We start from the raw sequence: 24,648 nt of genomic DNA on the forward strand, positions 1-24,648 counted from the left end.
CTCTAGGTTCCCTTCCCCTCGGGCCCCACGGCCGGGGAAGGGGCCTCGGGCAACAGGCCCTGGGCGCGCATCCACCGCACGGCGCGCGCGGCCACGGCCTTCTCGCCCTTGTAGCCGAGCAGGGGCACCAGCTGTCCCACCGGCACCCATCTCACCTCGTCCACCTCCACGCGCGGCCCCGGCAGCGGCCCCAGCGCGCCTTCCTGGTAGCGGAAGAGGAAGAAGTGGACGCGCTTGAAGATGCGCTGACCCCGGAACTGGTAGACGTAGCGGATCTCCCCCAGCGGCGCGATGAGCGCGGCGGTGAGGCCCGTCTCCTCGTGCACCTCGCGGCTCGCCGTCTGCTCCGGCGTCTCGCCCGGGTCCACGTGCCCCTTGGGCAGCGCCCACAGGGGACGGCCATGCGGACGGATGACGACCACCTCCCAGGTGCCGTCACTCTCCCGGATGACAATCCCGCCTGCGGACGCCTCGCGTGGCATGCCCACCTACCCTAACCGATGGCGGCGGGACGTGGGGGCCCGGACTCAGCCTCCGTGGGCGAAGTGGCTCAGCTTCGCCTCCGCCCCCAGCCGGTAGGCGTACCGCAGGTCCGACAGGAGCCGCTCCAGCCGCCGTCCGGCCACGTGCGTCATCATCCGCGAGCAGAACCGCCGGGACAGCCGGTTGGCCTCCTCGTAGCGCCAGCGCTCCTGGGAGGACAGCCTGTCGCGGTAGGACACCCGGTCGAACAGCCGGGTGAGCAGCTCCTGCGCCCAGGCCCCCACGCCCTCGCCCCAGCGGTGCAGGAGGCACACGGCGAACTTGTCCACCTCCGCCTGGGCCTCCAGCTCCAGCAGCGACACCGTGCGCCCGTGCGCCGCGGTGTGGGCCATGTAGAGGAAGTGGCTGACGCCCTCGGCCACCTGGCAGTAGCCGGCCAGGTCCCCGTCCAGCACGTACCCCAGGGGCCCGGCCTCGTAGGGCTTGAGCCGGTCCAGGAGCGCCGGGGACAGGTACAGCGCCAGCTCCAGCGCGTCGTCGGCTTCGTGGACCAGCAGCTCCTCGTCGCTGCGCCCGGTGGCGCCCAGCCGGGCGGCGGCCTCCGTGTCCACCACGAAGGTCTCCGCCCGTGCCTCGCACGTGAAGCCGTAGATGGCCTCCAGGTGGTCCTGAACGCGGCCAATCATGTGGCGACCTCCCTCGCGTCAGTTGGGGAGCTGGCCCTTGGGCGCCGGCATCATCCCCGCATCCACCAGGACCCGCTCCAGCCGGTCGCTGCCCGTGCGCGCCCACGTCTCGTAGACCTTGAGCGCCCCGCTGGGCCCCGCCTGCACCATGCCCCGCGCGGCGATCTCCTCCAGGACCTCCGCCACCGCGCGGAACTTGTCGCGCAGCTCCCGGTACACCCCCGCGAAGCCCGCACGGGGCGACAGGTCCGCCACCTGACCGTACGCGGTGCCGCCCATCTGGATGTAGTAGTCGGGCCCCACCACCCCGCCCTGCAGCGCGCCGGAGAAGAACCCCACGGTGTAGAGCGAGACGTCGCCCAGCCGCCGCAGCGTCTTGATGCGCGCCTCACGCTCCTGCTGGAGGGCCTGGTGGTAGAGCACCGCCAGGGGCTCCCGCGCGCGGCGGCCGTCCTCCTGGCGGTCGAACAGGTTGTCGGTGCTGGCGAACTCCGCCAGCAGGTTCACCAGGTAGAACTCCGTCACCTCTTCCAGCATCACCCGCTGCCGCGAGGTGACCTCGTCCAGGAGCGATTTGAAGAACTCCTTCAACGACAGGGACGCCACCAGTTGACTCATCGACACTCCCTTCCCCCCGCCCGGCCCGCGTGGCCGGCGGGAATAAGGGAACGGTAGCAATCGACCCTCCGCGTCGCAAAAGCGCCCGTCAATGATTCCAGGCACTTGCGCTAGCACTCGTGACGTCCGAGTGCCAATCCGAGCCGTGCGGGCATGCGGGCGGGCTCTACCTGTCACGGACGCAACGGGAGGGAAAAAAGACAGCAATGCCGGGCAGTTGGCAGCTCACGGCCCGAGCGTCCCGCGTCGCTTGACGGGTCATCTTCCCTGGTTATTATCCGCCGCGCCTAGGCGTTAGCACTCGCGAGGTCGGAGTGCTAATGCCGCGGGTCGTCACGGCCCTTTTTCAACCCCCAGCGGCGCCCCAAGCCGCCCGGAGTCCCCGGACGGAGGGCGCCCCATCAAGGAGCAGACCATGAAGATTCGTCCCCTGCAGGATCGGCTCATCGTCAAGCGGGTCGCCGAGGAGAACAAGACCAAGGGCGGCCTCTTCATCCCGGACACGGCGAAGGAGAAGCCCCTCGAGGGCAAGGTCGTCGCGGTCGGCAACGGCAAGGTGCAGGAGGACGGCAAGGTGCGTCCCCTGGACATCAAGGCCGGCGACACCATCCTCTTCAGCAAGTACGCCGGGACCGAGATCAAGCTCGACGGCGAGGAGCACCTCATCCTCCGTGAGGAGGATGTGCTCGGCGTCATCGAGAAGTAATCCCGCCCCCACCCCTTCACTCAAGGAATCCCCATCATGGCGAAGGACCTGCTTTTCGACGTGCGCGCCCGCGAGGCCATCCTCCGTGGCGTCAACATCCTGGCCGACGCGGTCAAGGTGACCCTGGGCCCCAAGGGCCGCAACGTCGTCATCGAGAAGAGCTTCGGCTCGCCCACCATCACCAAGGACGGTGTGACGGTGGCGAAGGAAATCGAACTGGAGAACAAGTTCGAGAACATGGGCGCGCAGATGGTCAAGGAGGTCGCGTCCAAGACCTCCGACGTGGCCGGTGACGGCACCACGACGGCCACCGTGCTGGCGCAGGCCATCTTCCGCGAGGGCGCGAAGCTGGTGGCCGCGGGCCACAACCCGATGGACATCAAGCGCGGCATCGACAAGGCCGTGTCGGTCATCGTGGGCGAGCTGAAGAAGCTGGCCAAGCCGACGAAGGACAAGAAGGAGATCGCCCAGGTCGGCACCATCTCCGCCAACGGCGATGCCACCATCGGCCAGATCATCGCGGACGCGATGGAGAAGGTCGGCAAGGAGGGCGTCATCACGGTGGAGGAGGCCAAGGGCCTGGAGACCACGCTGGACGTGGTCGAGGGCATGCAGTTCGACCGCGGCTACCTCTCCCCGTACTTCGTGACGGACCCGGAGCGGATGGAGGCGGTGCTGAACGACGCGCTCATCCTCATCCACGAGAAGAAGATCTCCTCCATGAAGGACCTGCTCCCCATCCTGGAGCAGGTGGCGCGCGCGGGTAAGCCGCTGCTCATCATCGCCGAGGAGGTCGAGGGTGAGGCGCTGGCCACGCTGGTGGTCAACAAGATCCGCGGCGTGCTGAACGTGTGCGCGGTGAAGGCGCCGGGCTTCGGCGACCGCCGCAAGGCCATCCTCGAGGACATCGCCACCCTGACGGGCGGCCGGATGATCGCCGAGGACCTGGGCATCAAGCTGGACACCCTGGAGCTCAAGGACCTGGGCCGCGCCAAGCGCATCACCGTCGACAAGGACAACACCACCGTCGTCGACGGCGCGGGCAGCGAGCAGGAGATCAACGCGCGCGTGAAGCAGATCCGCGCGCAGATCGAGGAGACCACCAGCGACTACGACCGCGAGAAGCTCCAGGAGCGCCTGGCGAAGCTCGTGGGCGGCGTGGCCGTCATCAACGTCGGCGCGGCCACCGAGACGGAGATGAAGGAGAAGAAGGCCCGCGTGGAGGACGCGCTCAACGCGACCCGCGCGGCCGTCGAGGAGGGCGTGGTTCCCGGCGGCGGCGTGGCCTACATCCGGTGCCTCAAGGCGCTGGAGGGTCAGACGTTCGCCGAGGGCGAGAAGTTCGGCGTGGACATCATCCGCCGCGCCGTCGAGGAGCCCCTGCGCCAGATCGTCGGCAACGGCGGCCTCGAGGGCAGCGTCATCGTCAACAAGGTCAAGGAAGGCACGGGCGCGTTCGGCTTCAACGCCGCGACGGGCGCGTACGAGGACCTGCTGGCCGCGGGCGTCATCGACCCGGCCAAGGTGAGCCGCACGGCGCTGCAGAACTCCGCGTCCGTGGCCTCCCTGATGCTCACCACCGAGGCGATGGTGGCCGAGCGCCCGAAGGAGGAGAAGGACGCTCCCGCTGGCGCCGGTGGCATGGGCGGCATGGGCGGCATGGGCGGCATGGGGATGTGATGCCCCCACCCCGGCTCCGGCCGGGGTGACTGCTGTCGAAGACGGCCTCCGGTTCCTCTTCAGGGAGCCGGGGGCCGTCGTGCTTTCATGCCCCGGGTGGCGCGGGGCAGGCCACGCCCTTAGGTTTGGGAATGAAGGAGGAGACACCGTGAAGCCCGTGAAGATCTACACCACGAACTACTGTGGCTTTTGCGTCCGCGCGAAGGACCTGCTCAAGCGCAAGGGCGTTGACTTCCAGGAGCTGGACGTCACCGGAGACGACGACACGCGAGCCAGGCTCGTGGAGATGAGCGGCGGCCAGCGCACCGTGCCGCAAATCTTCATCGGCGACACGCATGTCGGCGGCTACTCGGACCTGGCCCAGCTCGACAAGGAAGGCAAGCTGGACCCCATGCTGCAAGCCTGACCGGGTGCGAGCAGGCGGGCGGGCGCCCCACCTGGGGCCGCCCACCGCCCCCGTGGCTAGCTTTCCCCCATGGCACACCACCCTTTCTCGGGAGGCGGACATGGCAGGTGAAGAGCGGCAGACGGGGACCCGGGACGCGCACGACAACGTCATCAGCACGCTGTACCACCTGCTCAAGGGCGCCTCGACGGCCGAGCAGTTCATCCGCGACGCCGAGCAGGCGGGCGACCCGGAGCTGGCGCAGTTCTTCCGCGACTGGCAGGACGAGCAGCGCCACCTGGCCGAGCGGGCGAAGAACCTGCTGGGCTCGCGCCTTTCGTCCGTGGAGAAGCCCGCCGCGGAGCCTGGCAAGAAGCGCGCGGCCGGCTCCAGCAAGTCCAGTGCTTCCAGCAAGACGCCGCGAGCCGGCGCTCCCGTGAATGCGGGCGTGAAGTCCGGAGGCAGCGCGTCCGACGACCTCGTCGACGAGCTGTCGAAGGAGTCCTTCCCGGCCAGCGACTCGCCGGCGACGTACTGAAGTGAAGCACGGCCTCGCGTGAGCACTGGATTCGCGCGAGGCGTTCGCATTGGATGCCGGCCGTGAGTTTCAGGAACGGCCCTTCCCTCCCCGGACGATGCGAGTCGGCGCGCCTGCCCATGTGGCGGCGCGCCGGCCGTGCCGTGTCTTCCGGACGGGGCCCTCGGACCCACGACGTCGAGACCTCTCCTCCCGCAGGCCTTTCCGGGCACGCGCTGGACGAGGCCGCGCGCCGTGAGCCCGACGCGTCCTGGCGCGCGACCGGTGGTGAACGTGTCCTGGTGGACACTCACCGCCGACCCCTGACTGGAGCGTCTGTGGCTCCAGGCGCCGCCCCTCGACGCGTCCTCCCGAAGCCCACCCGCGAGGCCGCGCTCGCGCTGCACACGCGCGCGGAACCCTCCCTCGCCCTGAAGCGTCCCCCCTCGACGTTTCCCATTGTCCCGGGCCGCGATGCCCGGGTTTTCCTTCTCGCAGGAGGCGCGCTTACAGCTGCCTTCCGGGAAGAATCTTCCACTCTTGTTGCCCCCGCGAAGTGGGGGCGCGCAGACGGTGCGTCGGGCTTGCCCGCCCGGTCCCCTCGCACCTAAAGAGGACCCATGATGGAACCCAGGCCCGAGGTCACCCAGACCACCCAGACGGACAAGGACGAAGGCCGCACGACGCGCATCCCCATTCACGAGTGGACCGTGGAGGTGGTGTCGGGCCCCGACAAGGGAAAGAAGGTGACCACCCAGGATGGCCTGGTGCGCGTGGGCTCGGACCCCGCGAGCGACCTGGTGCTGACCGACACCACGGTGAGCCGCCGTCATCTGGAGGTGGAGCGCACGCCCCGGGGCCTCTTGCTGCGCGACACCGGCAGCCGCAACGGCACCTTCCTCGACGGCCGGCAGGTGCTCCAGGCGTACCTGGGGCGCGGCGACAAGGTGGAGCTGGGCAAGACGAAGCTCGCGGTGAAGGTGGCCGCCAAGCCCACGGAGGTGGAGCTGGCCGGGGCGGAGTCCTTCGGCGCGCTGGTGGGCACGTCGGAGAAGATGCGCTGGGTCTTCACCGAGCTGCGCCGCGTGGCGCGCGAGGACATGAGCCTGCTCATCGAGGGTGAGACGGGCACGGGCAAGGAGCTGGCGGCCAGGGCGGTGCACCAGCACTCGTCGCGGCGTCACGGCCCCTTCAAGGTCGTCGACTGCAACCTCATCTCCGAGGAGAAGGCGGAGCGCGAGCTGTTCGGCGGCCTGCGCGCGAGCGACCCGGAGGACAAGGAGGCCCGAGGCGTCTTCGAGGCCGCCCGCGGAGGCACGCTCTTCCTGGACGAGGTGGGCGAGCTGCCGCTGCTGGTGCAGGGCAAGCTCTTGCGCGTGCTGGACGCGCGCGAGGTGCCGTCGCTGGACGGGCAGCCGGTGCCGGTGGACGTGCGCGTCATCGCCTCCACGCACCGCAACCTGGAGGAGGACGTGCGCCAGGGCCGCTTCCGCGCGGACCTCTACTTCCGCCTGGCCGTGGCGCGCGTGCGGCTGCCGCCCCTGCGCACGCGCCGGGAGGATTTGCCGTCGCTCGCGCAGGCCCTGTCCCAGACGCTGCGGGCCAGCGTGTCGCTCACGCCCCAGACGCTGGCGCTCTTCGAGGGCTACGACTGGCCGGGCAACGTGCGCGAGCTGCGCAACGTGCTCGAGCGCGGCGCGCTCATGGAGGAGACGGGCAACACCAGCTGGCTGGACTTCCTGGCCCAGCCCTCGCGCCGCCCGGACGGGCAGCCGCCCAGCACGCAGGTGGCCACGCTCGTCACCGGCATGCCGTACCACGAGGCCAAGGACCGGGTGCTGGCCGACTTCGAGCGTTTGTATTTCGCCGAGGTGATGCGCACGGTGGGCTTCGACATGAAGGCCGCCGAGCAGCGCACCGGGTTGTCGATGCAGAGCCTCTACCGCCTGCTCAAGAAGAATGGGCTTCGCCTCAAGGACCTCAAGAACGCCGAGGGCCTGGAGAAGTGAGTGCCCCCTCGCAGTCCTACCCCAGGGAGAACAACCGCATGTTGCGTCGTCTCGTCGTAGCCTCCGTCGTCTTCACCGCCGCTTGCGCCGGTCAGCAGAAGCCCGCAGAGGATGCGGCGGCCAATGGCAATGGCGGCAAGCCCGTGAGCACCGAGGAGCGCGTGCGCATCGGCAACCAGCCCGCCTTCGACGTGGCCAGCTGCTTCCCGCGCGAGCTGGACCTGCCCCCGTCCAACCAGGGCGTGCTCGTGGGCGCCATGCTCACCACCCGTCCGGAGGTGCTCGAGTGTCTGGTGAGCCCCAGCAACCGGGGCCCCGCCGAGAAGACCGTCGTGACGGTGAAGACCACCGTGACGGACACGAGCGCCACGCACGCCATCAGCGGTGACAACCTCACCCCCACCGGCCAGCAGTGCATCCAGGGCGTGGTGGACAAGCTCGTCAAGCCGAAGCTGCTCGCCAAGGGCGCCGCGGCCGTCGAGTCCACCGCGACCTTCGAGCACGACACCGGCAGCAGCGCGTCGGTGAAGTTCGGAGTGAACGACGGCTCGGACTTCTCCGGCGCGGTGCGCCTGGCCCAGCAGGAGTGGTGTGACTGCTACGCGGGCTACAAGGGCGCGACGCCGCCCGTGCTGACGTCGCACGTGACGCTCGTCAAGGGGCAGCCCACGGCCGAGGTGACGTTCGACGCCTCCGGCAGCACCGAGGGTGACCAGCTGGCCGCGTGCCTCAAGACGAAGGTGCTCGCGGTGCCCGCGAAGGTGTCCACCGACAAGCTCACCTACCCGCACCGCTTCGTGCACTTCAACTCCAACGCCACCGAGGCGACGTCCTCGCTGCCCCCGCAGCTGCGCTTCTTCCAGCTGGAGGTCGTGCGCAACCAGCGCGCGGCGGACGCGGCCATCGCGTTCGGCGCCCGCGCCGCGGCGGCCGAGGCCTTCGAGGCCGTGGTGGCCAAGTACCAGAAGACCAAGGACTACAAGCTCTTCGACGAGCTGTCCGGCAAGTGCAACAGCCTGGTCGAGGCCGCGCAGGGCTGGGTGAAGGCGCTGGAGGCCCAGCAGGTCGTGGACCAGGCCTCCGTGGCGCTGGTGCAGGAGCTGAAGACGACCGACGCCGAGGGTTGGACGCCGGTGGAGACGGCCAGCCAGACGGCCCTCACCAACACCCAGAAGGACCTGAGCACCGCCCAGGCCCGCGTCGAGGCGGACCAGAAGGCCTGCCCGAAGAAGAGCTACAAGAAGTAGCCCCAGGCACCGCCTGAAACGCACGAAGGCGCGGGTTCCCGAAAGTCGGGGCCCGCGCCTTCCGTGTTCCTGGCCTGTGTGCCGCCGCCAGCAGGGAGGCCGGGAGGACTCCCCGGCCCCAGACTCGCGCGACTACGCGCTGATCTTGTCGTCGTTGGCCGCGTTGGCCTCGCGAATCTTCACGCTGACCAGCTTGGAGATGCCCGGCTCCTCCATGGTGACGCCGTAGAGGGTGTTGGAGACCTCCATGGTGCGCTTGTTGTGCGTAATGAGGATGAACTGCGACTGGCGGCTCATCTCCTTCACCATGTCGTTGTAGCGGCCCACGTTGCCCTCATCCAGCGGCGCGTCGACCTCGTCCAGGAGGCAGAAGGGCGTGGGCTTGATGAGGAAGATGCCGAAGATGAGGCCCACGGCGGTGAGGGCCTTCTCGCCACCGGAGAGCAGGTTGACGCTCTGGAGCTTCTTGCCCGGCGGCTGCGCGACGATTTCCACGCCCGGCTCGCCGTTGGGCCCGTCATTGGTGAGCACCAGGCTGGCGCGGCCACCGCCGAACAGGCGGGGGAAGATGGCCTGGAACTTCTCGTTCACCACGTCGAAGGTCTGCTTGAAGCGCTCGCGGCTGGTCGCGTCGATGCGCTGGATGGCCTCCTTGAGCTGCCCCATGGAGGCCTGCAGGTCCGTCTTCTGCGCGGTGAGGAAGTCGAAGCGCTTGGAGAGCTCCGCGTGCTCGTCGATGGCGGTGAGGTTGATCTCCCCCATCTTCTCCACCTGGGCGCGCAGATCCTTCAGCTCCGCCTCCGTCTCCGGCGTCAGCGACGGCAGCAGGTGGTAGCGGTGCAGCTCCAGCGCCAGGTCCACCTGGTGGCGCTCGCGGATGCCGGCCGACAGGTGCTCGAGCTCCAGGGCAATCTCGCGCTCGCGCAGCGAAATCTGGGACAGCCCCTGCATCAGCTCCTCCACCCGGCCGCGCAGCTCGCGGAACTGGGAGTCCTGCTCACGCACCTCGCTGGAGGCGAGCAGGTGCGCGGCGCGCCGGGACTCCAGGCCCTCCGCGGCGACGCGGTGCTCCTCCACGCGCTGGGACAGGCCCGCCTCGGTCTCCGTGGTGCGCTTGCCCAGCTCCTCCGTGCGCGCGCCGCCCTCGGCCAGGGTCGCCTGCAGGCGCGCCACGCGCGTCTCCATCTCCCGGCGCTGGGTGACCAGGCTGTCCAGCTCCTTGCGCGCGGACTCGCCGCGCTCGCTGCCGGCGGCCACCTTGATGCGCAGGCCCGTCAGGTCCGCGTTGGCGGCCTCCGCGCGCTGGCGCAGGGACTCCTGCTCGCCGGCGAGCTGCTTGACGCGCTCCTCGCGGGCCTCGCGGTCCGTCTGGCCGTGGGCCACCTCGCCGCGGCTGGCCTCCTCCTCGTGGGCCAGCGCCATGTGGCTCTGCCCCAGCTGCCCGTCCTCCTGCTCCAGGGAGCGCACCCGCTCGCGCACGCGCGCCAGGTCCTCACCCGCCTTGTGCAGGTCCTTCTCCTGGCTGGCGAGGTTCACCTCCTCGGCGTGCTGGTTCTTGGCCAGCCCCTTGAGGACGCCCTCGGTGTGCCCCATCTGCTTCTGGAGCGTGTAGTGCCGGGTCAGGATTTCGTTGTAGCGCTCCTCCACCCGGGCCACCTCGGTGGCCAGCTCCGCGATCTCGCGCTTCTTCTGGAGCGCGCCCACCGCCGCGCCCTCGCGCTCACCGCCGACGATGGTGCCGTCCTGCCGGAACACCTCGCCGTCCTGCGTGACGAGCGTGCGCGCCGGGCCGCCGGCCTCCGAGTACGCGCGCGCCGCCGCCAGGTCCTGGACGATGACGACGTCTCCGAGGAGCAGCCGCACCACGGGCTGCAGCGCCTCCTCGCACGTCACCTCGCCCAGCGCGTGCGCCAGCACGCCCGGGCGCTCGAAGTCCGGCGCCTCCACGGGCGGCAGGGCGTCCAGCGCGGGCACGGGCAGGAAGCTGCCCCGGCCCTCCGCGTGGCCCTTGAGGTACTCCACCAGCTCCACGCCCTTGTCGCGGCTCTCGACGATGACGTGCTGGAGCCGCTCACCCAGGGCGGCCTCCACCGCGCGCTCGTAGCGCGGCGTCACCGTGAGCACGTCCGCCACGAGGCCGAAGATGCCCTGCTCCCGGGCCACCGTGCCCGCGCGCACCATGACGGCGCGCACGCCGCGGTCGAACCCGTCGTAGTTCTTCTGGATGTCCTCCAGCGACGACAGGCGGCTCCGCTTGTCGCTCAGCTCCTCGCGCAGGGCGATGACCTGGATTTCGTTCTCCGTGAAGGCCGCGCGCGTGCGCGACAGGGCGTCCTCCTCCTGCGCCTTGTGCTCGGCCAGCTCCGCGGCCAGGTGCCGGGTGTCCTCCACCCGCCTCGCCACCTCACCACGCGCCGTCTCCAGCTGCGCCTCCTGCTCGCGCAGCGCCGCCAGCTCCGCCTGCAGCTTGGCGCGGCGGCCCTCCAAATCGGTGCGCTGACGGGCCAGGCCCACCAGGTTGCTCTCGTGGTTGGCCAGCCGCGTGGCCACGGCGACCAGGCCCGCGCGCTCCTGCTCGAGCCGCAGGGCCACTTCCGTCTGCAGCTGGGTGACGCGGCGCAGCTCCTCCTGCGCCACCTGCATCGCCACCTCGTCCTCCTTCCACGAGCCGGCGATGCCGGACAGCTCGGCCTCGCGCGCGGCCATGGCCTCGGACATCTCCGCCTGCTTGGCGAGCAGCCCGTCCAGCTCCGTGCGGGCCTGGGCCACGCGGGCCTGCGTCTCCTCCAGGTCGCGCTTGCCGTAGGACAAGTCCTGCGTGTCGCGCTGCAGCGAGCTCTCCAGCGCGTGCACCTCGGCGGCCAGGGCCTGGAGCGCCGCGGCCTCCGCGTCCAGCTCCGCGCGGCGCCGGGCGATGGTCTCCTCCAGCTCCTTCACGCGGTCCAGGCTGTCGCGCTCCTCGGTGCCCAGGTTGGACAGGCGCGACTGGAGGACCTGCTTCTCCGCGAGCAGCTCCAGGTGACGGTGGCTGGCCGCGTGCAGGTCGATGTCCCGCATGCGCGCCTTGAGCTTCTTGTACTTCTCCGCCTTCTTCGCCTGACGCGACAGCGCGTCCAGCCGCTTCTCCAGCTCGCTGGTGATGTCGGTGACGCGCAGGAGGTTGGCCTCGGTGGCCTCCATCTTCCGCTCGGCGGCCTTGCGGCGCGCCTTGTACTTGGTGACGCCCGCGGCCTCCTCCAAGAGGTGCCGGCGGTCCTCCGGCTTGCTGGAGACGATGAGGCCCACGCGGCCCTGCTCGATGATGGAGTAGGCCTTGGTGCCCACGCCCGTGCCCAGGAACAGCTCGGTGATGTCGAGCAGGCGGCACAGCGTCTTGTTGATGAGGTACTCCGAGTCCCCGTTGCGGAACAGGCGCCGCGTGACGGTGATCTCCGAGAAGCCCTGGTACTGGGGCGCGAGCTGGTCCGTGTCGTCCACCAGGAAGGTCAGCGACACCTCCGCCATGGACAGGGGCGGCTTGTTCTCCGAGCCGTTGAAGATGACGTCCTCCATGCCACGGCCACGGAGGTTCTTCGCGCTCTGCTCACCCATCACCCAGCGGATGGCGTCCACGACGTTCGACTTGCCGCAGCCGTTGGGGCCGACGATGCCGGTGACGCCTTCGTCGAACGTGAAGACGCTGCGCTCCATGAAGGACTTGAAGCCAGTGATGTCCAACCGCTTGATACGCATGCCAGCGGGCTCCCGGGAGACGCGCGAGGTACTGAGTGAAAAGTGAGCGCGAGGCCTAGAAATCGGCCTCGGAACGATTTCTCCGAGGACTACCAGCCGCCTCCCAGGCGATCAAGCGTGACCATGCCACGCGTGGCCATACGTTCGGCTGCTTGCCCTTCGGTCGGACAGGAGTCGGCCAGCAGGGTCCTCTCTCGGACTTGCACCCTGGGCGCCCCACCCTACCTTCCCATTGACTTTTCCGGAGGTTGCATACGTTCCAGCCCTTTCTCGCCGTGACGCTCCTCATGGGAGCGTCTCCTACGCCGGAGGTAGCACCCCGGTCTGACACTCAAGCGGTGGAGGCGGTCTCTGCCTGCCCCAACCCGTATTTCCCCCTCGAGGAGGGGCTGACGCTCACCTACCGGGCGGGCAGGTCCTCGCAGATGGTGCTGAGCACGCACGGCGTGACGCCCACGCCCGAGGGCCTCACCGGCAAGGTCGCCGTGAAGCTCAAGGGCCGACAGGGCGAGACGGATGCAACCTGTAGCAGCCTGGGCATGAGCACGGGCCTGGGTGGCCTGGAGGGTACGCTGCTGTCGGCGTCCGGCATGGATGTCCAGGTGGTGAGCTCCGAGGGCGTGGCCGTGCCCGCGCCGTCGAGCATGGTGCTGGGTGGCACCTGGAAGAACAGCCTGTCGGTGAAGCTCCAGCCTCCCGTGGGCAAGACGGGCGGCATCCGCCCCATCATCGCGACGACGTTCGACAAGGAGTCCACGGTGGTGGGCGAGGAGGAGGTCACCGTCGCGGCCGGGACGTTCAAGGCCCTGAAGGTGAAGAACATCGTCACCGCGCGCGCCAGCCGCCCCGGCTCCGAGGGCCGCTCCATGGAGAGCTACATCTGGTTCGCGCCGGGCGTGGGCATCATCAAGTTCGCCACGCCGGAGAGCACGGATCTGGAGCTGCTCAAGGTTGAAAGGCCCCAGCCCGCACAGGCCAAGTCCTCCGGCAAGGAGAAGCGGCCCGTGAAGAAGGCCGCGGCCGACAAGAAGGGCACGTCCGCGCCCTGAGCGCGCAGCCGAGGGACCGGGAACGTCAACGCAGCGCGGCCCGCGTCACGGATGACCGACGCGGGCTGTCGCGCCGAGGAGTCGACGCCCTCGCCACGCGAGGCCGGACCTCCAGGGCGTCACGAGCGGGCGCCGAGGCTCAGGCGGACTCGCCGCCCGAGCCCGAGGAAGCCGTCGGGGGAGGCTCACCCGGGGAGCCGTCCGTCGACGTCGCCGGCGCGGAGCCATCCGCGGGCGTCCTGGGCGCGGCGCGGGACTGGGGCTCCACCACCACGCGCACCACGCGGGGCCCGTCCACCTCCTCCACGAGGATGCGCCACATGTCGAGCCGCAGCGAGTCGCCCTTTTCCGGCACTCGCCCCAGCTTCGACATCAGGAAGCCGGCAATCGTCGTCACCTCGCCCTCTTCGTCCTCGTCCAGGTCGAAGCTGACGTCCAGCCGCTCCTCCAGGTCGTCCAACTGCGCGGTGCCGGGCAGCTCGAAGCGTCCACCGGGCAGCGAACGCACCTCCTCCACCCGCCGGCCCAGCTCCGCCACGTCGCCCACCACCTCCGCGACCACGTCCGCGATGGTGACCAGGCCCGACGTGCCGCCGTGCTCGTCCACCACCAGCGCCGTCTGACGACGCCGGCGCCGGAACTCCGCGAGCAGCTGCTCCAGCGTCGAGTTCTCCGGGATGAACAGCACCGGCCGCTGCACCTGCGCCAGGCTGCGCAGTTCGCCGCGCGACAACAGGAAGAAGAGGTCCTTGGCGTTCACCACGCCCTCGACCTCGTCCAGGTTGCCCCGACACACCGGCAGCCACGTGTGCCCCGCGGCGCGCGCGTCCGCGATGCACTTCTCCAGCGGCTCCTCCACGTCCAGGAACTTCACCTGGTTGCGCGGCACCATCACCTGCCGCGCCGTCTTCTGCGCCATCTCCAGCGCGCGCTCGAGCAGCTCCGCGCGCGCCGTCGTGATCGCCCCCGCCTGCGCGGAGCTGTGGAGGATGACGAGCAGCTCGTCCTCGCTGTGCGCCTCGTGCGCCTCGCCCACCGTCTGCAGCCCCACCACCCGCAGCACCCACGCCGCCAGCCCGTTGAGCAGGACGATGGCCGGGTAGAACAGCAGGTAGAAGGCCCGCATCGGCAGCGCCACCGCGAGCGTCGTCGCCTCCGCGCGCTGGATGGCCAGGCTCTTGGGCGCCAGTTCCCCCAGCACGATGTGCAGGAACGTGATGATGCTGAAGGCGATGACCACCGACGCGGTGTGCGCCACCGTGGGGCTCGCGCCCTCGGGCACCACCCGCGTCAGCACCGGCTCCAACAGCTTCGCGAAGGCGGGCTCACCCAGCCAGCCCAGCCCCAGCGACGCCAGCGTGATTCCGAACTGGGTGGCGGACAGGTACGCGTCCAACTGCTCCACCATCTTCAGCGCCTGCGTGGAGCCCGGCTGGCCCTCGTCCACCAGCGCCTGCAGCCGCGTGGCGCGAATCTTCACGATGGCGAACTCGGTCGCCACGAAGAAGCCGTTGGCGAAGACCAGGAGGATCGCCAGCCCCAGGAACACCCATTCCATGCCCATGGCTCAGAACAAGGCTTCGAAGTCGGTGTCGCCCTTGAGGGCGTCGAACATGGGGTCCGTCGACAACCACCCCATCACCTTCTGCCGGTCCGCCGTGAGCGCCGACTTCAGGTACGTCACCGCGTCCTTCGGTCGCCCCCACAGGGCGTACAGCGCGGACAGGTTGTAGTTGAGCAGCAGGTCCTCGGCGTTGAGCGCCCGGGCCCGCTCGTACGCGCGCTCGGCCTCCGCGTAGAAGCCCTTCTGCGCGTAGCAGATGCCCAAATCCAACTGGGCCTCGAAGTTGTCCGGCTCCAGCCGCACCACGTCCTTGAGCAAGGTAATCGCCGAGCGGTAGTCGCCCTCGTCCATCATCAGCGCCGCCAGCTCGTGCCGGGGGAACGCGTCCTGGGGGTCCAGCTCGATGGCCGCCTGCAGCTCGCGCATCGCCTCCTCGACCCGGCCCTGGTCCGCGTACGTGAGGCCCAGGTTGAGGTGCGCGTCCGGGTACTCGGGGTCCAGCTCGATGGCCTCCTTGTACTCCTCCACCGCCATCTCCCCCGCGTGCGTGGAGAGGAAGCAGGCCAGGTTGTAGTGCGCCGTGGCGCTCTCCGGCTCCAGCTTCAGGGCGGTGAGGTACTCGGTGAGCGCCTCGCGGAAGAGCTTCTTCTCCGCGTAGACGGTGGCCAGGTTGTCGTGGGCGTGCGCGGAGCTGGGGTCCAGCTCGATGGCCTTCTTGAACTCCTTGATGGCCTCGTCCAGCCAACCCCGGTCCGCCAGCTCGATTCCGCGAGTGTTGTGCTCGTCGGAGAGCGCGATGTTGTCCTTTTCCCGGGCCATGAGAGTCGCGGGGCAATCTACGCGCCGCGCAAACACGGGTGCAAGGTAGAGTTTCCCTCCGTCCATGCGCCACGCCGCCCTGCTGCTCCTCCTGTTCTCCGCCTGTCATCCACGCCCCGTCCCGGTGACGGTGGACCCCACCCCTCCCGCCCCGGCCCGACAAACCGAGGACGCCGGGACGCCCGCCGCCCTGGCGCCCCCCTCCCCGCCCGCCGTCCCCCGCCCCATCACCCTCCTGTTCGGCGGGGACGTGACGCTCGGCCACAACCACCAGAAGTTCTTCGACGACGAGCTGGCCAAGGGCCGCTCCCGGGAGGAGCTCTTCGCCTATGGCTTCAAGGAGGTCCGCGCCCTGGGTGACGCGGCGGACCTCTTCGTCATCAACCTGGAGTGCCCCTTCACCGAAGGGGGCGAGAAGCTGCCCAAGAACTTCAACTTCCGGGCCCGTCCGGAGCTGGTGGGCGCGCTCACCGCGGGCGGCGTGGACGTGGTCAGCCTGGCCAACAACCACCTGATGGACTACGGCGCCCAGGGGTTGCTCGACACCCTGGCGACGCTGGAGGCCGCGCGCATCCCCTACTTCGGCGCCGGGCGCACCCTGGCCGAGGCGCGCCGTCCCGCAGTCCTCACCGTGGGCGGCCTGCGGGTGGCGCTGCTGGGCTACTTCTTCCTGGGCGAGCGCAATATCGAGCCGCCGGAGGTCTACGCCACCGACACCACGCCGGGCGTCGCGGGCCACTTCTCCGACGTGGACGTGATGGAGCGGATGCTGCGCGAGGACATCGCCCTGGCGAAGGCCCAGGCGGACGTCGTGCTGCCCTACTTCCACTGGGGCCGCGAGGGCACCCAGGTGCTGGAGCCCTACCAGGTCCGCCTGGCGCACGCCGCCATCGACGCGGGCGCCTCGGGCGTGCTGGGCAGCCACCCCCACGTGCTCCAGGGCATGGAGCTCTTCCAGGGCAGGCCCGTGGTGTACTCGCTGGGCAACTTCGTCTTCGGGGGGAACTGGAACCCGCGCGACAAGCGCAGCGCGTTGTGGAAGGGGACCTTCGGACCGGAGGGCTACCTCAAGAGCGAGGTGCTGCCGCTGCGCACGGACCGCTTCCCGGAGCTCCCCTTCCAGCCGGTGCCCGTGACGGGGCCGGCGGCCGAGGAGGTGCTGCGCCTGGTGGCCGAAAGCTCACGCTCCCTGGGGAAGATGCTCCCCGAGCTGGAGCCGTGGGCCGGGCCGACTCCCTCCCCCGCGACAGGCGGGAGGGAGTAACCGGCGCGTCAGACCTTGTTGTTGGACTGGCCCTTCTTGGCGCGGCTGCGGCGGCGCTTCAGCTGGGCCTTCCGGCCCTTGGCGCGGTTGGCGACCTTCTTCTTGGAACGATTTCCCTTCTGGGCGGGCATGGAAGGACTCCGTGTAGGTGATGTGAGACCGACCGCTCGGGCACGAGGCTCGGCGGTGAGGGCGGCCCTTCTTTCATGCTACCGCCCGAGCGGCCAAGGAATTTCTTGACTCCGTCCTCCCTTGCCAGCAGCCGGACAAAGGGGCAATACCCCCTGGAACGACGATGATTGACAAACTCGAAGACGTCGAGCGCCGGTTCGAGCGCCTCACCGCGGACCTGTCCAACCCGGACGTGCTCGCCGATTCGGCGAGGCTCCAGAAGGTCTCCAAGGAGCGTGCGGGCCTGGAGAAGCTGGTGGAGACGTTCCGGACGTACCGCCAGGTGCTCGCGGACCTCAAGGAGGTCGAAGCCTGGCTCGACGCCGGCAGCGCCGACGAGAAGACCTACGCGCGCGAGGCCCTGCCCGGCCTGAAGGAACAGCGCGACGCGCTCGAGGCCAGCCTCAAGGTGCTGCTCTTGCCCAAGGACCCCAATGACGACAAGAACGTCATCCTGGAGATTCGCGCGGGCGCGGGCGGCGACGAGGCGGCGCTGTTCGCCGAGGAGGTCATGCAGATGTACCTCCGGTACGCGGACACGCGCGGCTGGAAGTCGGACATCATCGACATGAGCCCCGGCAACGCGGGCGGCGTGAAGGACGCCACCGTGACGCTGTCGGGCGACGCCGTCTTCAGCAGCCTCAAGTACGAGTCCGGCGTGCACCGCGTCCAGCGCGTGCCGGCCACCGAGACGCAGGGCCGCATCCACACCTCCACCATCACGGTGGCCGTCATGCCCGAGGCCGAGGAGGTGGACGTGAAGATCAACGAGGCGGACATCGACCGGCAGGCCATGCGCTCCACGGGCTCCGGCGGCCAGAGCGTCAACACCACGGACTCCGCGGTGCGCCTGACGCACCGGCCCACGGGCATCGTGGTGAAGTGCCAGCAGGAGAAGAGCCAGCTGAAGAACTACAACATGGCCCTTCGCATGCTGCGCGCGAAGATCTACGAAATCGAGCAGGAGCGCATCCGCTCCGAGCGCGACTCCACCCGCCGCTCGCAGGTGGGCACGGGCGACCGCAGCGAGAAGATCCGCACGTACAACTTCCCGCAGGACCGGCTGACGGACCACCGCATCGGTCTGACGGTTCACAACCTGCCGGCCGTGATGATGGGCGACATCGAGGACATCATCACCGCCTGCCGGACCTTCTACCAGGCCGAGGCCCTCAAGGCGCAGACGGGCGGCGGTCCGAGGCCACAGCCCGAAGCATGAGCAGCGAGACCTGGACCATCCGCAAGGTCCTCACCTGGACGACGCAGCACTTCGAGAAGCGGCAGGTGGACGCGCCGCGACTCACCGCGGAAATCCTCCTGTCGCACGTGCTGAAGACCGGGCGCGTGCGGCTGTACGTGGACCTGGACCGCCCGCTCTCCAAGGACGAGCTGGCCACCTACAAGGCGCTCATCGCCCGGCGCCTGTCGGGTGAGCCCACGCAGTACCTCACCGGGACGCGCGAGTTCTACAACCGCGCCTACAAGGTGGACGCGCGCGTGCTCATCCCCCGCCCGGAGACGGAGCTCCTGGTGGAGGCCGCCCTGCGCAAGCTGCCCAAGGACGCGCCCGCGCGCGCGCTGGACGTGTGCACGGGCTCCGGCTGCATCGCCATCAGCCTCGCGGCCGAGCGGCCCCTGCTGTCCGTGACGGCCACGGACCTGTCGCCGGACGCGTGCGCGCTGGCGCGCGAGAACGCGGAGGCGCTCAAGGTCTCCGAGCGCGTGACGGTGCTCCAGGGGGACTTGTTCTCCCCGCTGCCCGCCGACGCCCGCTTCCACGTCGTCGTGTCCAACCCGCCCTACATCGCGTCCGACGAGATTGCCGGGCTGTCCGCCGAGGTGCGGCGCGAGCCCCGGCTGGCGCTGGACGGAGGGCCCGACGGGCTGGTCGCCCTCCAGCGCGTGGTCAGCGAGGCCCGGAAGTGGTTGGAGCCTGGCGGACTGCTTGCACTGGAGATGGGGGAGACGCAGGGCCCCGCCGTCCTGGAGCTCCTGCGCGCGGCCGGTTACGAGGACGCGCGCGTGGAGAAGGACCTCGAGCGGCGGGAGCGCATGGCATTTGGGACACAGCCCGCGGTCAGCGGGCCACAGGGCTGAGGGCCGGAAGCAACATGGACAAGATCGTGATGAAGGGCGGCGCGGAGCTGCACGGCGAGGTCGTCGTCTCGGGCGCGAAGAACGCGGCGCTGCCCATCCTCGCCTCCGCGCTCCTGGCGGACGGCACCTCCACCTTCCGCAACGTGCCGGACCTGGCCGACGTCGCCACCATGCTCAAGGTGCTGCGCACCATGGGCTGCGGCGCGGAGCGGCTCACCGCGCGCAAGAAGGACGTCTGCGAGGTGGGCGTCAACGGCCACATCACCCCGGAGGCGCCGTACGACCTGGTCAAGACGATGCGCGCCAGCGTGCTGGTGCTGGGGCCGCTCGTCGCGCGCTTCGGGCGGGCGCGGGTGTCCATGCCGGGCGGGTGCGCCATCGGCGCGCGCCCCATCGACCAGCACCTCAAGGGCCTCAAGGCGCTGGGCGCGGACATCCACCTGACGGAGGGCTACGTGGAGGCCCGCGCCAAGCAGCTCAAGGGCGGCACCGTCAACTTCGACGTCATCACCGTCACCGGCACGGAGAACGTGCTGATGGCGGCCGTGCTGGCCAAGGGCCGCACCATCATGGAGAACTGCGCGCGCGAGCCCGAAATCGAGGAGCTGGCGCGGGTGCTCAACAAGATGGGCGCGCGCATCGAGGGCGCCGGCACCTCCGTCATCACCGTGGAGGGCGTGGAGGGCCTCAAGCCCGTCGAGCACGCCATCCTCCCGGACCGCATCGAGGCGGGCACCCTGCTCGTCGCCGCGGCCATCTCCGGCGGCAACGTCCTGGTGAAGCACGCCGTCCCCGAGCACCTGGACGCCGTCATGGACAAGCTGCGCGAGGCCGGGTGCACCCTCACGGCCGAGGCCGGCGGCATCCGCTGCAAGGCCCCGCGCACCCTGACTTCCGTCAACATCACGACGACCGAGCACCCGGGCTTCCCCACCGACATGCAGGCCCAGCTCATGGCCCTCATGTGTGTGAGCCAGGGGACATCCGTCATCAGCGAAAACATCTTCGAGAACCGCTTCATGCACGTGCCGGAGCTGCACCGTCTGGGCGCGGACATCACCATCCAGGGGCACACCGCGGTGGTGAAGGGCGTCAAGCACCTGAGCGGCGCGCCCGTCATGGCCACGGACCTGCGGGCGAGCGCCTCGCTCATCCTGGCGGGCCTGCGCGCCGAGGGGCGCACGGACGTCAGCCGCGTCTACCACCTGGACCGCGGCTACGAGCGGCTGGAGCGCAAGCTGCGCGCCCTGGGCGCGGACATCCGCCGGGTCAAGGCGAAGGCCTGAGGAGCACGGGGCCTTTCGACCCCCAGACGGCGCGTTGCCAACAGAAGCGGCAACGTGGGTTGCATCCCAAATTTCGCGCGACCTATCATTCTCGGACCACTGGGGACGTGCGTCCCCCATTGCAGGAGAATGAACCGTCCCATGGATTGCCCCAGCTGCAACGTCGAGATGGCCGATCTCGAGGGGGATGACCAGACGTTGCGAAAGTGTGGAGACTGCGGCGGGCTCTGGATCGACGTCGCGGACCTGAACCGGGTCCTGCTCCACAACAACCTCCAAGGGCTGGAGCATCAGGGAGGCAAGGTGGACGCGGAGGCGTTGACCGGCCAGTGCCCCGAGTGCCATGTCGACCTCGTCCGCGTGGACGGCGGCGACCGCCAGCACCCGCTCCACTACGACACCTGCGAGTCCTGCGGTGGCATCTTCCTGGAGTCGGAATTCCAGGACGCCACCGACGTGAAGGTCGCGGAGAAGGAGATCATCGACTTCTTCCGCCGCTTCAGCGCCAAGAAGAAGGTGGCCGCCCTCTAGACGGGCGGCACGCCGGACGGACCTAGGGCTGGCCGCGGAAACCGCGGCCCCACTCCTCGGCCAGGGCCCCCTCGGGCTCCAGGGTGGCGCCCGCATCGTCCGAGCCGCCCTTCTGCAGCCGCAGCGTCACCTTGCCGCGCTTGGGCACCTCCAGCGTGAGTCGGGAACCGGACAGGGCATACGTGCCCGTCACGGCGCTGGGCTCGCCGCCCTCCAGCGGCTCGTGCGCGAAGCGGTACGTCCCGTCCACGTAGAGCGAGAGGAAGCGGTCCGGAGCGCCCTCCAGGCCGCTGAACCACGTGCCCAACAGGGGCGCCAGCCGCGCGTCGTAGCGCAGCCGGGGCGCAAGCCACGTGCCGTTGAGCGCCTTGCCTCCCGAGTAGAAGATGAGGTCGGTGACGCAGACGGGGCCGTCCTCCGCCGTGCCCGGGAAGCGCTCGGAAACCTCCAGCGTGAAGCGGTTGCCCGTCATGGCGGGGCTGATGGGGACGACCTGGAGCCCGCGCTTGTCCTCCACCTTGAGGCTCTTGGACGTGTCCACGGTGGTGAGGGTGAGCTTCTTCGCCCGCGCGTGGGCCTTGTACGCGGCCTTGTCGGTGCCGTCGCCCGTGTAGACGCGCACCTCGTCGATGGTCACCACGTCCTTGAAGCCGATGGTGACGGCGGCGGGCGGCGTCCCCGTGGCGCACCAGGCCGTCGTGTCGCGTCCATCCAACAGGTGCAGGGGCGAGTAGCGCTCCGGCTGGCGCTTGCGCTCCAGGTAGTCGGAGGCCTGGGCGTAGCCCGGCGGGGCGGTGGACGCGGCGGGCGCGGCGCTCGAGAGCAGCAGCAGGGCGAGGGGGAGGCGGCTCATGGCGCCATCTTGGATCGCCCCGCGTCGACGGCTCCAGTCCCTGGCTGGAAGTCTTCGCGGTGAATCCAGCGACAGCGGATCCCCGGCCCGGGGGGATGAAAGCGCCCGCCGCGATGTTGGGGTGCTTGACACTCGGACGCCGCGAGGAAGTGATGCGGCACGATGCGGAGAATGAACGTGACGCGACGCTGGGGGTGGGTCTGTGTGCTGGCCGCGACGCTGGTCGCCTGCAAGGACGACAAGCCGGCCGAGGTGCCCGACGCGGGGCCCGTGGAGACAGGGCCCGCGGCGCTCACGGAGCAGGAGCCCAATGAGCGGCCCGAGCAGGCGCTCGACATCACCCGCGACAGCACGGTGACGGCGGAGCTGACGGCGCAGCCCAACAAGGCCGACGAGGACTGGTACCGGCTGGCGCCCTCCGCGCCCCGGGTGGTGGACGTCACCGTGTCGGGCCTGCCCGGCGGGGACATCACCCTGGAGGTCCATGACCGGGACAGGAACCGCCTGGCCGCCATCAACAGCGAGGGCGACGGCAAGCCGGAGCGCTTCCCCAACCTCTACGTGGAGAAGGAGCGCTGGGTGCGCGTGGCGCCCGCGCGCAAGGGCGTGGGCGGGGCGTACACGTTGACGGTGAAGATGCGCGCGCCCAACGACGGCGAGGAGCACGAGCCGAATGATCGCGCGGTGGACGCGATTCCCCTGCCGCTGGGGCAGACGGTGACGGCGTTCCTGGGCCACGCGGGCGACGAGGACTGGTACCGGGTGGAGCTGCCCGAGGCCGCCGTCCCCACGCCTCCGCCGGGCGAGGGCGTCCCCGCGCCGGACGACGCGCAGGGGGCCACGCCGACGCAGGGCGTCGCGCCCCAGGGAGCCGAGGCGCTCCAGGGCGCCGTGGCGCAGGGCGCGGCCGCCGCGCAGGGTGAGGCGCCCTCCCCCGCTCCGGGTTCGGAGAGCGGCGCGGCCACGGGCACGCCGGAGGAAGGCGCGGCGCCGCTGGACACGCCGCCCGCCCCCTCGGGCACCTTCGCCGGAGGAGAGCCCCCCGCGGCGCCTCGGCCCCAGGGCGCGGCGGTGGCGCAGGCGATGGACGCGGGCGCCGCCGTGCCGCCCGAGCCTCCCTCGGTGGCGTTGAAGATCGAACTGTCCGCGGTGGAGGGCGTGCGGCCGGAGCTCTCCGTGCTGTCGGCGGCCGAGGCGCCGCTGTTCTCGCTGCGAGGCAAGGAGGGCGAGGCGCTGTCGCTGCGCAACATCGGCGTGCGGGCGACGGACCGGGTGGTCTACGTGGTGGTGAAGGGCGGCTGGACGGGGACGGGCAAGGAGGCGCGCCGCACGTTCAACTCGGGCACGCCGTACACGCTCACCGTGACGCAGGAGGAGGCCGGCGCGAACGCGGAGCTGGAGCCCAACGACGAGCTGTACAAGGCGACGCCGCTGACGGCCGGCGGCTACCGCGAGGGCTTCATCTCGCCCAAGGGCGACGTGGACCACTTCGTGCTGCGCACGACGGAGCCGGTGCTGGCGAAGGTGGAGCTGTCGGGCGTGGAGCGGCTGGACCTGGTGCTCTCCATGGTGGAGCCGCCCCAGGGTGACGGTCAGCAGGAGACGGTGCTGCTGCGGGCCAACGACGGCGCGCTGAAGGAGCCCGAGCGCCTGAACAACGTCGCGTGCAGTGGCTCGTGCTGGTTCCGGGTGGAGGGCGCGTCGCGCAAGGTGGAGGGCAAGTGGGTGAAGGACTTCGAGAACGCGGAGCAGCCCTACCGCATCAGCATCACCACGGTGCCGGACAACGGCGGCGAGGAGCGCGAGCCGAACAACAACCTGGAGCGCGCGCAGGAGCTGACGCTCGGCAAGGCGGTGCGCGGCACGGTGTTCCCGGTGAAGGACACGGACTTCTACCGCCTGGACCTGTCGGACCGTCCGGTGCGCACGCCGCTGAAGGCGACGCTGTTGGGCATCCTCAAGGTGGACGTGGGCCTGTACCTGCACCGCGTGCAGCCGGACGGGAAGCTGTCGCTGGTGCAGACGGCGGACCGGGCCAAGGGCGACCAGCCGGAGAGCATCCGCTTCAGCGCGGAGCCCGGCGTCTACATCTTCGAGGTGCGCGACGCGAAGAACCGCGAGGCCAACTTCCAGGACTCGTACCAGCTCACGGTGGAGGAAGGTGAGCAGTGAGCAGCGCGGTGAAGGCCTGGGAGGAGAACTTCGATACGTATCTGATGGAGCTGGAGGACGGCCCCACGTCGTTCCTCCTGGACATGGAGGCGGCGTCCCAGGCGCCTCTTTCGAGCCATCCGCTCCGGCTCACCGTGCGCGTGGCGATGAAGTCGCCCCGGCCGGACGGCCTGCGCTCGCGTGAGGAGTCGGACGCCCTCTTCGCTTTGGAGGACGCGTTCGTCCCGGCGCTCGGGGCGCTGGGGTTCCTCTTCGTGGGCCGCAGCGTGGGGCAGGGCCTCACGGAGGCGTTCTTCTTCGGCCCGCGCGGCGTCTCGCAGTCCGAGGTCCAGCGCGTGGTGACCCCCGTGCAGGGTGACTACACGCTGGAGCTGGAGCTCGAGGAGGACCCGGAGTGGGCCGTGTACTTCGACTGGCTCTATCCGCCGGAGCTCCACCGCCACCTGATGTCGAACCGGAGCCTGCTCGACCTGCTGGCGAAGCAAGGAGACCGGAGTGAAGTGGCGCGCGAGGTGGACCATCTGGCGCACTTCTCCAGCGAGGAGCAGGCGACCCGCGCCGGGGGGCAGCTCGCGAAGAAGGGGTTCAAGGTCTCCGCCCCGCGCGCGCCCGAGCCTCCCGATACGCGGTGGGCCGTGTCCTTCACCCGAGAGGACTCGCTGGCGGAGGGGCGCGCGGACGAGGTGACGGTGGAGATCCTGGAGGTCCTCCAGGCCCACGAGGGTGACTACGACGGCTGGGGCTGCGTGCTGACGACGATGCAGTAGCCCCCGCCCGCG

The 24,648-nt window shown here is 70.0% G+C and carries 22 protein-coding genes; 14 read left to right on the plus strand and 8 right to left on the minus strand.

Translation table 11 applies throughout. From position 1 onward, the window contains the following. Positions 1-2: 2 nt before the first annotated feature. From AC6JA9_RS28835 to AC6JA9_RS28845, 3 genes are read right to left on the minus strand one after another with little or no spacing between them, the layout of a single operon-like run. A complete protein-coding gene (locus AC6JA9_RS28835) occupies positions 3-482 on the minus strand; it encodes an NUDIX hydrolase (protein ID WP_223745711.1) in 480 nt (159 codons plus the stop codon). A 45-nt stretch (positions 483-527) separates the two neighbouring features. Then, complete coding sequence (locus AC6JA9_RS28840; protein ID WP_046714961.1) at positions 528-1,169, minus strand: hypothetical protein; 642 nt, start codon at positions 1,167-1,169, stop codon at positions 528-530. Positions 1,170-1,187: 18 nt separating this feature from the next. Continuing rightward, on the minus strand, positions 1,188-1,787 hold the full coding sequence (locus AC6JA9_RS28845; RefSeq protein ID WP_223745710.1) for a hypothetical protein: 600 nt from the start codon (positions 1,785-1,787) through the stop codon (positions 1,188-1,190). 415 nt (positions 1,788-2,202) lie between these two features. Here AC6JA9_RS28845 and groES point away from each other — a divergent pair, with 415 nt between their 5' ends. The 6 genes from groES to AC6JA9_RS28875 all read left to right on the plus strand — a co-directional run bounded on the left by groES (position 2,203) and on the right by AC6JA9_RS28875 (position 8,331). Then, on the plus strand, positions 2,203-2,493 hold the full coding sequence (gene groES, locus AC6JA9_RS28850) for a co-chaperone GroES (protein WP_013941457.1): 291 nt from the start codon (positions 2,203-2,205) through the stop codon (positions 2,491-2,493). Positions 2,494-2,529: 36 nt separating this feature from the next. Next, positions 2,530-4,173 carry a chaperonin GroEL gene (gene groL, locus AC6JA9_RS28855; RefSeq protein WP_223745709.1) on the plus strand — a complete coding sequence of 548 codons (1,644 nt, stop codon included), beginning with the start codon at positions 2,530-2,532 and terminating at the stop codon, positions 4,171-4,173. Between the two features lie 148 nt (positions 4,174-4,321). Beyond that, entirely contained in the window at positions 4,322-4,579 is a 258-nt protein-coding gene (grxC, locus tag AC6JA9_RS28860) for a glutaredoxin 3 (RefSeq protein WP_141325484.1), read from the plus strand. Between the two features lie 100 nt (positions 4,580-4,679). Beyond that, positions 4,680-5,096 (plus strand): hypothetical protein, encoded by a 417-nt coding sequence (locus AC6JA9_RS28865; RefSeq protein WP_497958151.1) that lies wholly within the window; start codon positions 4,680-4,682, stop codon positions 5,094-5,096. 602 nt (positions 5,097-5,698) lie between these two features. Continuing rightward, entirely contained in the window at positions 5,699-7,084 is a 1,386-nt protein-coding gene (locus AC6JA9_RS28870; protein WP_046718241.1) for an FHA and sigma-54 interaction domain-containing protein, read from the plus strand. A 38-nt stretch (positions 7,085-7,122) separates the two neighbouring features. Continuing rightward, a complete protein-coding gene (locus AC6JA9_RS28875; protein ID WP_223745706.1) occupies positions 7,123-8,331 on the plus strand; it encodes a hypothetical protein in 1,209 nt (402 codons plus the stop codon). Between the two features lie 132 nt (positions 8,332-8,463). Here AC6JA9_RS28875 and smc read toward each other — a convergent pair whose 3' ends face one another. After that, positions 8,464-12,063, minus strand: coding sequence for a chromosome segregation protein SMC (gene smc, locus AC6JA9_RS28880; protein ID WP_497958152.1), 3,600 nt, complete (start codon positions 12,061-12,063; stop codon positions 8,464-8,466). Positions 12,064-12,401: 338 nt separating this feature from the next. Between smc and AC6JA9_RS28885 the strand changes: the two genes are divergently transcribed. Beyond that, positions 12,402-13,112, plus strand: a complete 711-nt coding sequence (locus AC6JA9_RS28885) for a TapB family protein (RefSeq protein WP_223745704.1) — start codon at positions 12,402-12,404, stop codon at positions 13,110-13,112. A 139-nt stretch (positions 13,113-13,251) separates the two neighbouring features. Here AC6JA9_RS28885 and AC6JA9_RS28890 read toward each other — a convergent pair whose 3' ends face one another. Then, positions 13,252-14,676: a hemolysin family protein gene (locus tag AC6JA9_RS28890; protein ID WP_497958153.1), complete on the minus strand. Its 1,425-nt coding sequence runs from the start codon at positions 14,674-14,676 to the stop codon at positions 13,252-13,254. Between the two features lie 3 nt (positions 14,677-14,679). Further along, positions 14,680-15,495 (minus strand): tetratricopeptide repeat protein, encoded by an 816-nt coding sequence (locus AC6JA9_RS28895; RefSeq protein ID WP_223745702.1) that lies wholly within the window; start codon positions 15,493-15,495, stop codon positions 14,680-14,682. 64 nt (positions 15,496-15,559) lie between these two features. Between AC6JA9_RS28895 and AC6JA9_RS28900 the strand changes: the two genes are divergently transcribed. Beyond that, on the plus strand, positions 15,560-16,759 hold the full coding sequence (locus tag AC6JA9_RS28900; RefSeq protein ID WP_223784095.1) for a CapA family protein: 1,200 nt from the start codon (positions 15,560-15,562) through the stop codon (positions 16,757-16,759). Between the two features lie 8 nt (positions 16,760-16,767). Here the strand turns inward: AC6JA9_RS28900 and AC6JA9_RS28905 are convergent, their stop codons facing one another. Beyond that, positions 16,768-16,890, minus strand: a complete 123-nt coding sequence (locus AC6JA9_RS28905; RefSeq protein WP_013941470.1) for a hypothetical protein — start codon at positions 16,888-16,890, stop codon at positions 16,768-16,770. Between the two features lie 164 nt (positions 16,891-17,054). Here AC6JA9_RS28905 and prfA point away from each other — a divergent pair, with 164 nt between their 5' ends. The 4 genes from prfA to AC6JA9_RS28925 all read left to right on the plus strand — a co-directional run bounded on the left by prfA (position 17,055) and on the right by AC6JA9_RS28925 (position 20,844). Next, positions 17,055-18,149, plus strand: coding sequence for a peptide chain release factor 1 (gene prfA, locus AC6JA9_RS28910; RefSeq protein ID WP_141329943.1), 1,095 nt, complete (start codon positions 17,055-17,057; stop codon positions 18,147-18,149). Continuing rightward, a complete protein-coding gene (prmC, locus tag AC6JA9_RS28915; RefSeq protein WP_473567844.1) occupies positions 18,146-19,027 on the plus strand; it encodes a peptide chain release factor N(5)-glutamine methyltransferase in 882 nt (293 codons plus the stop codon). The genes prfA and prmC overlap by 4 nt, the downstream gene beginning before the upstream one ends. Before the next feature lie 14 nt (positions 19,028-19,041). Beyond that, on the plus strand, positions 19,042-20,313 hold the full coding sequence (murA, locus tag AC6JA9_RS28920) for a UDP-N-acetylglucosamine 1-carboxyvinyltransferase (protein ID WP_223745699.1): 1,272 nt from the start codon (positions 19,042-19,044) through the stop codon (positions 20,311-20,313). A gap of 141 nt (positions 20,314-20,454) precedes the next feature. Further along, positions 20,455-20,844, plus strand: a complete 390-nt coding sequence (locus AC6JA9_RS28925; RefSeq protein ID WP_223745698.1) for a zf-TFIIB domain-containing protein — start codon at positions 20,455-20,457, stop codon at positions 20,842-20,844. A 22-nt stretch (positions 20,845-20,866) separates the two neighbouring features. Here the strand turns inward: AC6JA9_RS28925 and AC6JA9_RS28930 are convergent, their stop codons facing one another. Then, positions 20,867-21,697 (minus strand): NADase-type glycan-binding domain-containing protein, encoded by an 831-nt coding sequence (locus tag AC6JA9_RS28930; RefSeq protein ID WP_497958154.1) that lies wholly within the window; start codon positions 21,695-21,697, stop codon positions 20,867-20,869. A gap of 162 nt (positions 21,698-21,859) precedes the next feature. On the opposite strand from AC6JA9_RS28930, the gene AC6JA9_RS28935 reads away from it, so the two are divergent. Both AC6JA9_RS28935 and AC6JA9_RS28940 read left to right on the plus strand, forming a co-directional pair. After that, positions 21,860-23,869: an ABC transporter substrate-binding protein gene (locus AC6JA9_RS28935; RefSeq protein ID WP_497958155.1), complete on the plus strand. Its 2,010-nt coding sequence runs from the start codon at positions 21,860-21,862 to the stop codon at positions 23,867-23,869. Then, positions 23,866-24,636, plus strand: a complete 771-nt coding sequence (locus AC6JA9_RS28940; protein ID WP_223745695.1) for a DUF695 domain-containing protein — start codon at positions 23,866-23,868, stop codon at positions 24,634-24,636. Before AC6JA9_RS28935 ends, AC6JA9_RS28940 begins: the two co-directional genes overlap by 4 nt. Positions 24,637-24,648: the final 12 nt, after the last annotated feature.

The organism is Myxococcus sp. MH1 (genome assembly GCF_059738865.1).